Below are 12,976 nucleotides of genomic sequence, written 5' to 3'. Positions count from 1 at the left end.
CGAACCAAATTAGATAAGTAGAAATCGGAGGAGAAGTGGAATCATGAAGAAATGGTTGGGTCTTTTCATAACTTGTATGGTATTGGTTTCGATGCTGTCGGCTTGTGGTCAAGGGAACAAAGCAGGAAATGAGAAGGCAGACTCCGGGAGTAAAGAGATTACGGTGTATACGGCACTGGAAGACGATCAAATTGAAGCTTACTTAGCTTCTTACAAATCAGCACATCCCGATATGAAAGTGAATATTGTGCGTGACTCAACTGGCGTAATTACAGCGAAGCTTCTTGCAGAAAAAGATAATCCAGTAGCCGATGTAGTATGGGGCGTTGCAGCAACAAGCTTACTAGTATTGGATCAAAACGGCATGCTAGAAGGATATTCACCAAAGGGTGTTGAGAATGTACTACCCGAATTCAAGGATACTCAAGAGCCAACACACTGGGTAGGGATTGATGCTTGGGAGACAGCTTTCTTGGTAAATACCACAGAATTAGCAAAGAGTAATCTTCCTATTCCAGAGTCTTACGCTGATCTAATTAAACCTGAATATAAAGGGATGGTTGTTATGCCAGACCCGGCTGCTTCAGGTACAGGATTCTTGACTGTATCAGGTTTGAGACAGCTGATGGGTGCAGATGAGGCGTGGAACTATATGGATAAGTTAAATGACAACATTGCAATATACACTCAATCTGGTTCTAAACCAGCGAAGATGGCTGCAGCAGGTGAATATCCGATTGGGATTTCCTTCGGCTATCGTGCGATCGAAGAGAAAAAGAAGGGTGCTCCAGTAGAAGTTGTCTTTCCTAAAGAAGGATCTGGCTGGGATGTAGAAGCGAACGGATTAATGAAGAAAGCAAACATCAACCCGGCAGCGAAGGAATTTCTAGATTGGGCGATTTCAGACGAACCAATGAAAGAGTATAACAAGAATTATGCGATTATTTCTATCAAGCAAGAGGATGGAGCTATCCCTGATGGATACAAGGCTGATCCAATGAGTCAATTAATTAAGAATGATCTTGTGCAATCAGCAAAAGACCGCGAGGCTGTTCTTACGGAATGGCAAAAACGTTACCAATCGAAAAGTGAACCCAAGAACTAACCTCAACGCCCCTGAAGGAGGAGCCTATGTCACATACCTATCTGTCTATTCAAGGCATTTCAAAGACATTCGGAAAATTCTCAGCGCTTGAACCTATCACGATTGACATCCATAAGAATGAGTTTGTCTGCTTGCTCGGACCGAGTGGTTGCGGCAAGACTACTTTGCTCCGAATTATAGCCGGGCTTGAGCAACCAGAAGACGGACGGATTACCGTAGGAGGGAAGGATATCACTTCCCTTCCTCCGTCCAAACGGAACTTTGGGATGATGTTTCAATCTTACGCCCTGTTCCCTAACCTTACCGCTGCTCAGAATATCGCATATGGGTTGAAAGAGAAGAAGATGACGAAGTCAGATATTAAAGATAAAGTGAAGGAAGTTCTACAGATGGTTGATCTGGAAACTGTTGCGGATAAATATCCCACTCAGTTGTCCGGAGGTCAGCAGCAGCGAATTGCTCTAGCTAGGGCAGTTGCACTTTCACCGGATTTTCTACTGCTCGATGAACCACTATCAGCATTGGATGCGAAGGTACGACAAAAGCTGCGTAAAGAAATCCGTCGTTTGCACGAACAACTCGGTATGACGACCGTTATGGTTACACATGACCAAGAAGAAGCTTTGACGATGGCTGACAAAATTGTTGTGATGAACAATGCAAAGGTAGTACAGGTTGGAACACCTGAAGAAGTCTATGACCAGCCAAACTCTCCATTTGTAGCGGACTTCATCGGAGCGGTTAATTTTATTAGCGGCTCGGAGATACAGAAGCTAACTTCTTCCACTGAGACAGCCTTGGCCATTCGTCCGGAGCACATTCAAATCGTAGAACATCCAAATAAGAATAGTATTAGAGGAATAGTCACAGATATTGAATTCCGAGGCGCCTTTTATCGAATTACATTGAAGCCTTCCTTATATACCAATTCTTCCTTAACGGTTGATGAGCTTACACTCGATCTGTTAGCACCTGTTCTGAAACAACTAAAGTTAGAACGCGGTAAAGCAATTTACTTTGATTTGCCAGACCAACACTTAATTAGCTTTGAAGGGGCGACACCTGTACTTTCGGAGGCTATATTATGAGGCAAATGGAAAGAGTTGTCGCACGGAGAACTATCGTAAAAGAAGAATGGATTCAAAAGTCAGCATTGGTGCTCATGTTGCTCATGCTGCTGACAGTAGTTTTAATCCCGTTATTTTCATTATTTAGTAAAGCCTTTATGGATTCACAAGGGAATTATGTTGGACTTGATAATTTTATGCGTTATTTCACAACACCCGCTTTGCTTCAATCCATAACAAACACGTTATATATTTCGGTTGTGGCTTCTGTTATTTCTGTCACTGGTGCCTTTTTATTTGCATATGCACTAACGAGGACGGGGATTCGGGGTAAAGCAATATTTAAGACCATCGTGTTGCTTCCTTTGTTCGCTCCAACCATGATGCATGGGATTGGGCTAACGTATCTTTTTGGTAATCAAGGGTTTATTACAACAGGATTCTTCGGTGCTCTTCCCTTTGAATGGAACATCCATTTATACGGATCGGTGGGAATTATTCTATCTGAGATTATCTATACGTTCCCGCAGGCTTATCTGATTCTGGTCGTTTCCTTATCTTTTGCAGACTACACGCTTTATGAAGCGGCCGATACACTTGGTGCGGGTAAGTTGAGGAAATTATTGACGGTGACGCTCCCGAATGTGAAGTATGGATTAGTAAGCTCATTTTTCGTTGCATTCACGTTGTCGTTTACCGATTTTGGCGCACCAAAGGTGGTAGGTGGGCAATTCAACGTACTTGCAACGGATATTTATAAGCAGGTTATTGGTCAGCAAAATATGGCCATGGGTGCAGCCGTCGGGATTCTATTAATCGTTCCGGCTGTCCTGGCGTTTATCGTAGATCGAATAATAGAGAGAAAGCAGAACATCTCGGTGAATTCACGAGCGGTTCCTTATCGTATTGTGAAGAATACCTCACGTGACTCCATTTATTTTGTTTATTGTCTGTGTATCTCTCTAGCTATAGTTGCCTTGATTTTGACTGTGTTTGCAGCTTCGGTCATAAAGGTGTGGCCATATGATCTTACCTTATCAATGAACCAATTTAACTTCAGTAAGGTTGCGGGGGAAGGGTTAAAGCCCTACTGGACTAGCTTGAAGCTAGCGGCTTGGACTGCCGCAATTGGTACGGCAGTGACTTTCGCTGGGGCTTATTTGGTAGAGAAGCCGAGATATTTTAAGCGAATTCGTCAAGCGGGATATTTCATTTCCATTCTTCCGCTTGCGCTGCCGGGATTGGTAATCGGTTTGGCTTATATTTTCTTCTTTAACCGAGCTGATAATCCGCTGCATTTTATGTATGGAACGTTAGGAATTTTGATCTTAGCAAACATCGTTCATTTCTACTCTGTAGCTTTCATTACGGCAACCAGTGCACTTAAAAAATTAGATCCGGAATTCGAGCTAGTCTCGGAATCGATGAGTGTTCCATTTTACCGGACCTTCTGGCGAATCACGCTTCCGATGTGTTTGCCTGCTGTGCTGGAGATGGCAATGTACTTTTTTATAAACTCGATGGTTACGATTTCTGCAGTTATGTTTCTGTACTCTGCCGATCTAAAATTAGCTTCAGTAGCTATCGTTAACATGGATGATGCAGGGGATATTGCCCCAGCTGCTGCAATGTCCATACTCATTGTAATCACAAATATCGTCGTTCGACTGGGGTATGAGCTATTGACGAAACAATTACGAAAGAAATCACAGGCTTGGCAAAAAAGAGAGGGATAGGTGAAGCAGATGATTAAAGCAGTGATGTTGGATTGGGCAGGAACGATGGTAGACTATGGTTGTTTTGCGCCACTTAACGTATTTATGGAGGTATTTCATAGAAGAGATATTTCGATCACCGTAGATGAAGCGCGTGCGCCAATGGGGATGTTGAAGCGTGATCATATCAAAGCGATTTGCCAAATGGAGCGCGTGAGTCAGCTATGGGTAGACAAATTTGGTAGTATTCCTGGAGAGGCTGAAATCGATGCGTTATATGCAGATTTTGAGCCGCTATTGTTTGAAACTTTACACGAATATGCAACGCCGATTCCCGGTGCGGTAGCACTGGTGGAGCGGTTGCGGGCACAAGGTATCGCTATTGGTTCTACGACAGGTTATACAAGAGAGATGATGGATATTGTTACAGCCGAAGCAAGTAAGCTTGGTTACGCTCCGGATTCATTGGTTACACCAAGCGAAGTTCCCGCAGGGCGCCCTGCACCGTGGATGATCTATCAGAACGCAATGCAATTGAATGTCTATCCGATGTACCACATTGTGAAAGCAGGCGATACTGTCAGTGATATCCTAGAAGGAGTGCATGCTGGGTGTTGGAGTGTTGGTGTGCTATTGGGTAGCAGTGAGCTTGGGATGACGGAGGAAGAAGTAGTAAATTGTGACCCGCAGACGCTGGAATCACGTAAAGCGGTAGTTGCTGAGCGATTCAGAGCAGCTGGTGCACACATGATCATTGAATCAATTGGGCAACTAGATGGGGCAATCACTGAGATTAATCAACGGTTGGCCGGAGGAGAGCGTCCATGAGCACACCGTATTTGTTGCTGACACCAGGTCCTTTGTCAACTTCGGCTTCCGTGAAGGAAGCGATGCTCCGTGACTCATGTACTTGGGATGAGGATTATAACCAAATCGTACAAGGAATTCGGCAAAAGTTGGTGGACTTAGCCACTCTTACGCCTGAAAAGTATACGTCTGTCTTGATGCAGGGAAGCGGCTCCTTCTGTGTGGAAGCTGTAATTGGCTCGTCTGTGCCGGCAAATGGCAAATTACTCGTGTTGACGAATGGAGCCTATGGTAAACGAATTGCACAGATAGCGCAGATGTATGGCATTTCCACATCAATCATCGATTTCGGTGAAGTGACACCCGTAACAGTGGAGCCCCTTATCCAACGTCTGGTTGAAGAACCGGATATTACGCATGTCGCTGTGGTTCACTGTGAGACAACGACAGGCCTACTGAATCCGATTGAAGAAGTAGGTCAGGTCGTTAAAGAACATGGCAAAGTATACATTGTGGACGCAATGAGTAGCTTCGGCGGGATTCCTCTTGATATGCATGAGCTAGGCATTGATTATCTTATCAGTAGTGCGAATAAATGTATCCAAGGCGTACCTGGTTTCGGTTTCATTATAGCTAATAGAGAAGAATTACAGCAGTGTAAAGGGATATCTCGCTCCCTTTCACTAGATATATATGACCAATGGGAGACCATGGAATCCGGTGGTGGTAAGTGGCGTTTCACATCTCCAACTCATGTTGTTCACGCGTTTAAACAAGCGCTTCAAGAACTTGAAGAGGAAGGTGGCGTGGCTGCAAGATACGTCCGGTATAAGCAAAATCAGGATGCACTAGCTATAGGTATGGAGAGATTAGGATATCGTTCCTTATTACCAAAGAGTGCTCATTCACCAATCATTACGTCATTCCTTTATCCGGACAGTGAGCAATTCAACTTTCAAATACTATATCATCGACTAAAACATAGTGGTTTCGTGATCTATCCTGGCAAGATTAGTGCCGCGGATACATTCCGAATTGGGAACATTGGCGAAATCTACTTGAAGGATATACATCGCTTGCTTGAAGTGATGGAAGAGAATTGTTTCTGGTGAACGAATATTTGAAGTTGATGCTTCCGAAGTAAGTTTTGTACGGAGAGTATTCATCGTAGCATTGCTATCAAAACTTTGTTGATGCTTCCGAAGTAAGTTTTGTACGAAGAGTATTCATTGAAGCATTGCTAACAAAACTTTTAGGAGGAAGCCAGTGTGAAAGTGTTTTGCTTAGGTGGTGCGGGTAACATATGTCGGGAAGCGGTTTTGGATCTCGTTCAGTACTCCTCTTTTCATACGATAACAATCGGGGACTATAACGCAGAGGCCGGACGAGAAGTGGTTGCTTGGTTGAATGATCCTCGTGTTGATTTTGTACAAGTGGATGTGAGAAACCATGCAGATACTGTGAGCAAAATGAGGGGCTATGATGTTGTTATAGATGGGACAACTATTACCTTGAACGGTTTATCTACCGCAGCGATTGCCGAAGCTGGCTGTCATGGTGTGAACCTGAATGGTTTCGGAGAAGAAGATGCCGCAGGTCCAATCTTTGAGCAACATGGTCGAACTTGTCTACCTGGCTTCGGTATGACACCTGGTGTTACACAGATGATGGCCATGCATGCCGCCAATCAATTGGATGAAGTGGACGAAGTTCGCGTAAGTCATGGCTCTTATCGGCCCATTGCATTCTCGAAGTCGATCACAGAAACAACGACATATGAGTACGATCCTGCTCTTCCGGGTCGTGTGGTATATGAGTATGGTGAATTCATTCAAGTACCACCTTTTTCCAGACCGCGAGATATCGAACTTCCACAGCCATATGGTACTGCTGTACAGTACATTATTCCACATGCAGAGACCAAGACGTTGGCGAAGGCACTTGCGCATAAAAATGTAAAGCTGATCGAAGTGCGCGGTACATGGCCACCGCAGAATATGCAACTCGTTAAGGCATTGTATGACTATGGAATTCTACGAAACGATTTGATCCAGGTTAACGGGGCTGCGGTTGGTATTATGGATTGCATCTCGGAATATTTGTACAACTCTCCTGAAGGCCGAGAAACACAGCTCTATGGTTATGCACTTCATATTGAAGTGACGGGTACCAAGGAAGGGAAGAGAATTCAACATATCATCACCCACACGCATCCGCTATCTGATGGCTCAGTAGAAGGTTGGGAGAAACTAAGGGCCTACACCCGAAACGTAGGAATTCCGATGGCGATTGCCGCGACAATGATCGCAAATGGAGCGGTGAAGAAGACGGGAATCGTAACTCCAGAGGAGGCTTTTGAGCCACAGGCTATATTTGCTGAACTGGAAAAAAGGAATATTCTAATTCATGAGGAAATAATACAGATCGGTTAATGCAACCAGGTAAAGAGAAGAACGAGGTGGGCATATGTCATTACTAAGTGTGGAACGAAAAACGATGATCCTTGAAGCACTTAACCATGCTGGAAAGGTTAGAACGAACGATTTAGTGACCCAGCTATCGGTTTCTTCAGAGACCATTCGTCGATACTTAGAAGAACTTGAAGCAGATAACTTACTGAAACGCGTCTATGGTGGTGCGGTCAAGTTGAATCTAGAGTGGGAAGAGCTCCCTCATATGAAACGTGAAGTGTTGCGAGCGGATGAGAAGAAGCGGATCGGTCGATTGGCTGCGAGCTTAGTTCAAGATCATGATGTGATCGCAATTGACGATGGCTCAACTTCCTTGCAGATGATACATTATCTTTTGTACAAAAAGGACCTGACGATTGTCACGAATTCTGTTCCGGGACTAAACTTGTTGATTGATTACCAGAACAAAGAACTGTTCACTGGAAATATCTACTTTATTGGTGGGCGAGTAGATTCGAAGCATAGCCGGATCTCGGGTTCTGTTGCGGAGAAGCTGATGGATAGTTTCTTTGTGAACAAAGCATTTATAACTATTGACGGAATGTTACTTGATCAAGGGATTACTAGCTATGACGCTGACCGGGCCATTCTCGCTAGTAAATTCATGAAGAACAGCAAACAGAATTTTGTCCTGACGGATTATAGTAAAATCGGGAACAGCACATTGTTCAGAATTTCTGAACTTACTCAGGTAGACACTGTAATCTGCGATAAAGCTGCACCTGTGGAGTGGAAATCGCAGCTAACAAGACTGGACGTTGAGTGGTTGGTAGCGGAATAATAATATAAACAATACAAGGAGCCACCTCAGCCGAGGTGGCTCCTATAAATCCGTTACTATCACTAGCTTCCTTGATTTACTGAACCGTTTCAACCTCAAACACTGGCACGGTAAAGGGTTCACCAAACAAATCGATATCTCTAAACTGTGAGAATGTACCTGTAACCGTGATATCTCCTTCGTAGAAATTGAAATTACCTGTTAACATCATGTAGTTATTACCTGCTAAAGCAATGACCTCCCCGGCACCAGCCATAAATACCGTACATGTGAATCTGACCTTGATTCCAGGATATTCAGCAAGCAAGCTTCCATCAATGTCCGTAATGTTCACTTGAACTTTAGCAAAATGATAACTATCTCCTTGTCGTTCATAAATGGTAGTCTCCCCGGCACCTTCACCTACAGGGTTGATCACAGTCAGTGTGCCATCAGGATTAACCGTAATTTCATCGGCTTCAATACGGTAGAGCAATACTATCTGATCGCTCCGAACTTCAAGTGCTGTATAAATAGCAGTTCGGTTATCAGAAGCAGATTGAATGAGTAGAACAGGTATTGAGGATGTACTCAAATCTTTATCTATCGTCATGTTTTGTATCTGCTCACTGCTTGGTAAATCACTGTAGGTCAATACCTGTACAGCGTCATTCGAATTCATACGTCCGAAATAGATGAGATTGCCTTGATCCGCAGCAGCGGCGTACACCTTGGATTCAAATCGATCCGTACCTCCACTAACATGCAAATATCCTTGTGGCTGTTCTGGAAGGATTCGGGCAGGTTCAGCTTTTAACCATTCCATTTTTACTGACTTAATGAGATCTGTAGTATCTTTATACGCATGAAGTTGTTCATAAATATTAATAGCTTGCTGAAACTCTTGATTTGCTGTAAGTTTCTTAGCTTCTTTCATGATTTCACTATAGCGATTTACGATATAGTTCACCACTTTGGATGATTTAAAGCCGGCGTCAGTAACGAAGGTTTCATATTGCTTGGCGTCTTCGGCGAAATTTCTATAGTTATTGTTCTCAAGGTCTTTTTTCAATAAAGCTAATCCGATGTTCTCAACGCCAGCAGTTACCCAATCTGCATCGATTTGATGCTCATCGTATTGTTTCAGCATATTCAATACTTCGATGTATAGCGTGTTGTAAGTATTAGCTGAGGCCAGTTGGTTCATTTTGGTCTCGTCATAATTTTTTAACTCATCCAGTATTTGTGCTGTAAACTTCTTCTCCCCACCAAAAAACTCACTAGGAAGACGCAGTAGATTCCACTTAAACGTCTCATCCTTATATTGAGCTTTCTTTAGATTAGAACTTGCTGCGGATAAGAATTGCTCCTCAAATTGTTGGAAATATGACTTCATATTAGCTGATATCCCAACGATGTCCGAGATTTGACGATAATAAGGTGAATATTTCTCTTCAGGCTCCAAATATGTGCTACTGACTTTGTTCCACTGCTCGTATACTTGTATAAGCCCCTCATAATCATGATTTCGTGTAGCATTTTGGGCGGTATGATTTAAAGAGGCTAGCTGTTCATTAATCTTCGTAATCGGAGCCAATTCAGTCAATTTTGCGGCAATCTCTTGCTCCTTATAGTTGAGAAATCGGTTATTCTGAGCCTTAGTATATAAGGCTTCCGCCTCTACCAGCTTGTGTTCAGCGTACAAACGGTCCGCTTCAGCGACCCATGAAACTTTTAATTGAAACTGATAACCCTTATATCCAATAAGGATAATAACAATCGCACATAAGGTGATGAGCAGATTTTGCAGGGTTATTATTTTTTTGATCGTCATATGGAATGGCCCCTTGTTAGGCTTGATTGAAACTCTCGGTCTGGTTCATATTTCTCTTCATAGTATTGGGACACGATGACTCCTAGTTCACCCCAATGCTGCTCAGGGTGACCGCTAATGACACGGTATAGACGTAGAAAACGATCTTTGGGTAGTTTGCGAGCATAACGAGCAACAAAGTCTGCATAATTCACAACATAACGCTTCTTCCGGACTGCGGCACCTGCAACGCCAATTAGGATGTTAGAGCCATCTTTCATTTTTAGAATTTCATTTTCATATTTGATGACGTAGCGGAAAGTTTTATCTTTGATCAACTCGCGGTTGACCTTGGCTATTTCTCCAATATAGGCGGCAAGATGGCCATCGAAATGTTTCAATAATAAAGGTTCTAGTTCCAAATCCATATCACTGCGAAGGACATAGGACTGGAGTTGGATAATTTGTAGCATGCGAATATGATCATTTCGTACAAGGGAACTAACCTGACGGAACATTTCATAGGAACGCCGATGGTCCTTGTTATTCCCGACCTCAACCGCTGTATCGAGATTCTTGATTAATCCATCAATAATTCTCTGGCGGTTACGTACGAAGTGTTTTATTAATTGTTCATTTGTCCGATTATCCAGTGTTTTGCGTTGAAGAAGTCGTACAACGACAAGAACTACAGCCCCACAGACACAGCTAAGGGCAATCTGTCCAGCATCCCGACTAAATAGGATGGCGACTAACATAACGAATAGGATTAACCAGAGTTCATTTCGCATGGAACGTCGAACTACTTTCTCGGCATGCAAAGTGATCGGACGAAGATTCGTTTTACCGCAACTAGTACATTCTGTTTCTTGGAGCACGGTGTAGCTACCACAATGGCTACATACCCTTAGCTTTTCATAGGCATATTTCGACTTTTTTATTGCGCTAGGGAAATTAGGTTTAGGGAGTTCAGCGTTGATTTCTTTAGGTTGTCTAGGATTCATGTCGCTCGCGCTCCTCATTCAACAAGTTAAGCAAGGCCAGATTCACCTGCTCTGAGGTCGTGACGCGTTTCCGTGAGAGTAAATATTTCACCCATTTGACAATGGTTAATAGTAACAAAATGATTAAAAATACGTTTGTAATCATAGAGAATTCCTTTCTTGTTCAGGGATAAGCTGCGATTTTAGTAGATATAGTATGCATAAATTGAACTTTTGTGGGTTTAATTATATCATAATGTCATAAATGCTAGCAGCTTTCAGTCACTTAGCGCGTGACATGATATGGTTACAAGCATTCTTAACCTTTTCTTAATGTTTATTAGGTATAATAGACTAATCTTGTTCTTGTTTTGATTTTACTGTGAAGGAGTACAACTTATGTTTCGAACTACTAAAATTACGCTGAGATTACTTCTGGTGTTCTCTCTACTACTGATTTATTTTCCACACAGTCTTCCTAGTGCTGACGCCGCTGGAACAGGTCAGACATCACAAATTGATGCTGTTCTTGTCGTCGATGTCAGCAACTCTATGAATAAGAGTGACACAGGGAAAATAGGTAATGAAGCAATGAAGATGTTTATTGATATGTTATCAACCAAAGGAGATAAAGTAGGAATTGTAGCCTATACGGATAAAATCGAGCGGGAGAAGGCGCTTCTGGAAATTAAGTCTCCGGCTGACAAAGAAGATTTGAAGCAATTTATTGATGGGCTCAATAGAGGACCTTACACCGATATTGCGGTGGGGGTAAGAGAGGCAATGAAAGTGCTACAGAATAGCGCTGATCCTAATCACGAGCCAATGATCGTCTTATTGGCTGATGGGAACAACGATTTCAATAAAAACTCAGGCAGAACGCAAAGTGAGTCGGATAAGGAACTGTCACAAGCGGTTCAAGAGGCTAAAGATGCTGGAATACCAATCTATACGATTGGCTTGAACGCAGATGGTAAATTGAATAAAGAAGCGCTAGCTGATCTCGCCAAGCAAACGGATGGTAAGTCATTCTCTACTAACACTGCAGACGATCTACCGCAAATCTTAAGTGAAATATTCGCTAGTCATTTGAAGCTAAAGGTAGTTCCTATTCCAAGCATGACGGGGAACGGCAAGTTTCAAGAGGTTACGATCAATGTGCCCAATGCCAACGTGCTTGAGGCCAACATTTCAATTATGTCCTCCAAACCCGTCGAAACGGTATTGGTTGATCCGAACGGTACAGAAGTAGCGGTTCCTTCGGATAAAGTCTTGTTATCGAAATCAAAGAGTTACTCTCTACTCAAGCTTCTGACACCAGCAGAAGGAGATTGGAAGCTCAAAGTGAAGGGTGCTTCTAAGGATAAGATTGATATCAATTTGGTGTTTAACTATGATCTGGAACTGGATCTAGATCCTATTCCTTCCAAAACGTATAAAAAAGGCGATAAGATTGATATTCTAGCTTACTTAACTAGCAATGGTCAGAAATTGCCGAACACTGAATTATATACGAACATGAATGCCGTGCTGATTGTTAAGGATTTAGATACTGGAGATACAGAAGAGATTAAACTTAATAACACGGGGGACAGCTTTGAGGGAAGTTATAGCATAGCTGACAAGCATGATTATGAACTCGTCGTAAGAGCCGAGGAGAAAAGCTTCTACCGTGAAACCGAACCGGTTAAGATCAGTACAAAATCAGCGAGTTCTGCTGGAAGTACAGGAACCAGTACTCCGAAACCAACTGACGTAGAGAAAGCCAAGCCATTTCCCGTTATGACCGTCGTTATCTGGGCGCTTATTATCATAGTTCTACTTATAGCTGCTTTTGTCATTATGAGAATGGTGCGCAAGGAAAATAAAGGGTTTGTTGGCCAACTGGTCATTGAAATACGTGATGAGAATACGAATGAGAAGAGTTTTCCACAGTATAAGAAACTGGGGGCATTCAAAGGCAAATTTAATCTCCACCAGTTGCTTCAGCTTGCACCAGAACTGAAGGAAACGGAGGGCTTCATCTTTACGCCTGGCCCTAATGATCGAATTATCATCCGTAGCCAAGGCGGTGGGACACTAGAGAAGTCAGGTCGTGCCGTAGATATTAGTAAGGGGCTTGAACTCAAGGGCGGCGATCGAATTACCGTTCCATTGAACCAGAGTGATAAGACGATTTTCTTGGAATACCTTGTGTAGTTTACTTCACGCATCTGTTTTTTAACTAATATTATTATGAAAGTCTAGGGGGAAAT

The 12,976-nt window shown here is 42.9% G+C and carries 11 protein-coding genes; 8 read left to right on the top strand and 3 right to left on the bottom strand.

Going from position 1 to position 12,976, the window contains the following annotated elements; genetic code table 11:
* Nucleotides 1-43 precede the first annotated feature (43 nt).
* The 7 genes from IEW05_RS10925 to IEW05_RS10895 all read left to right on the top strand — a co-directional run bounded on the left by IEW05_RS10925 (nt 44) and on the right by IEW05_RS10895 (nt 7,946).
* Entirely contained in the window at nt 44-1,105 is a 1,062-nt protein-coding gene (locus IEW05_RS10925; protein ID WP_188538597.1) for a putative 2-aminoethylphosphonate ABC transporter substrate-binding protein, read from the top strand.
* 26 nt (nt 1,106-1,131) lie between these two features.
* Complete coding sequence (locus tag IEW05_RS10920; protein WP_188538595.1) at nt 1,132-2,193, top strand: putative 2-aminoethylphosphonate ABC transporter ATP-binding protein; 1,062 nt, start codon at nt 1,132-1,134, stop codon at nt 2,191-2,193.
* A 5-nt stretch (nt 2,194-2,198) separates the two neighbouring features.
* Nucleotides 2,199-3,908: a putative 2-aminoethylphosphonate ABC transporter permease subunit gene (locus IEW05_RS10915; protein ID WP_188540821.1), complete on the top strand. Its 1,710-nt coding sequence runs from the start codon at nt 2,199-2,201 to the stop codon at nt 3,906-3,908.
* A 9-nt stretch (nt 3,909-3,917) separates the two neighbouring features.
* Nucleotides 3,918-4,715, top strand: coding sequence for a phosphonoacetaldehyde hydrolase (gene phnX, locus IEW05_RS10910; RefSeq protein ID WP_188540820.1), 798 nt, complete (start codon nt 3,918-3,920; stop codon nt 4,713-4,715).
* A complete protein-coding gene (phnW, locus tag IEW05_RS10905) occupies nt 4,712-5,806 on the top strand; it encodes a 2-aminoethylphosphonate--pyruvate transaminase (RefSeq protein ID WP_188538593.1) in 1,095 nt (364 codons plus the stop codon). The genes phnX and phnW overlap by 4 nt, the downstream gene beginning before the upstream one ends.
* A 156-nt stretch (nt 5,807-5,962) precedes the next feature.
* Nucleotides 5,963-7,126: a saccharopine dehydrogenase family protein gene (locus IEW05_RS10900; RefSeq protein WP_188538591.1), complete on the top strand. Its 1,164-nt coding sequence runs from the start codon at nt 5,963-5,965 to the stop codon at nt 7,124-7,126.
* Between the two features lie 34 nt (nt 7,127-7,160).
* A complete protein-coding gene (locus IEW05_RS10895; protein ID WP_188538589.1) occupies nt 7,161-7,946 on the top strand; it encodes a DeoR/GlpR family DNA-binding transcription regulator in 786 nt (261 codons plus the stop codon).
* 76 nt (nt 7,947-8,022) lie between these two features.
* Here IEW05_RS10895 and IEW05_RS10890 read toward each other — a convergent pair whose 3' ends face one another.
* Genes IEW05_RS10890 through IEW05_RS10880 form a run of 3 tightly spaced genes read right to left on the bottom strand, consistent with a single transcriptional unit; the run spans nt 8,023 to nt 10,887 of the window.
* Nucleotides 8,023-9,759, bottom strand: coding sequence for a hypothetical protein (locus tag IEW05_RS10890; protein ID WP_188538587.1), 1,737 nt, complete (start codon nt 9,757-9,759; stop codon nt 8,023-8,025).
* Nucleotides 9,756-10,742, bottom strand: a complete 987-nt coding sequence (locus IEW05_RS10885; protein ID WP_188538585.1) for a hypothetical protein — start codon at nt 10,740-10,742, stop codon at nt 9,756-9,758. Before IEW05_RS10885 ends, IEW05_RS10890 begins: the two co-directional genes overlap by 4 nt.
* On the bottom strand, nt 10,732-10,887 hold the full coding sequence (locus IEW05_RS10880; protein ID WP_188538581.1) for a hypothetical protein: 156 nt from the start codon (nt 10,885-10,887) through the stop codon (nt 10,732-10,734). The genes IEW05_RS10885 and IEW05_RS10880 overlap by 11 nt, the downstream gene beginning before the upstream one ends.
* A gap of 233 nt (nt 10,888-11,120) precedes the next feature.
* On the opposite strand from IEW05_RS10880, the gene IEW05_RS10875 reads away from it, so the two are divergent.
* Nucleotides 11,121-12,920, top strand: coding sequence for a vWA domain-containing protein (locus IEW05_RS10875; protein WP_188538579.1), 1,800 nt, complete (start codon nt 11,121-11,123; stop codon nt 12,918-12,920).
* Nucleotides 12,921-12,976 lie beyond the last annotated feature (56 nt).

The organism is Paenibacillus segetis (genome assembly GCF_014639155.1).
GTDB classification, from domain to species: Bacteria; Bacillota; Bacilli; order Paenibacillales; family Paenibacillaceae; genus Fontibacillus; species Fontibacillus segetis.
This window is presented reverse-complemented; position numbering and strand designations above follow the sequence as displayed.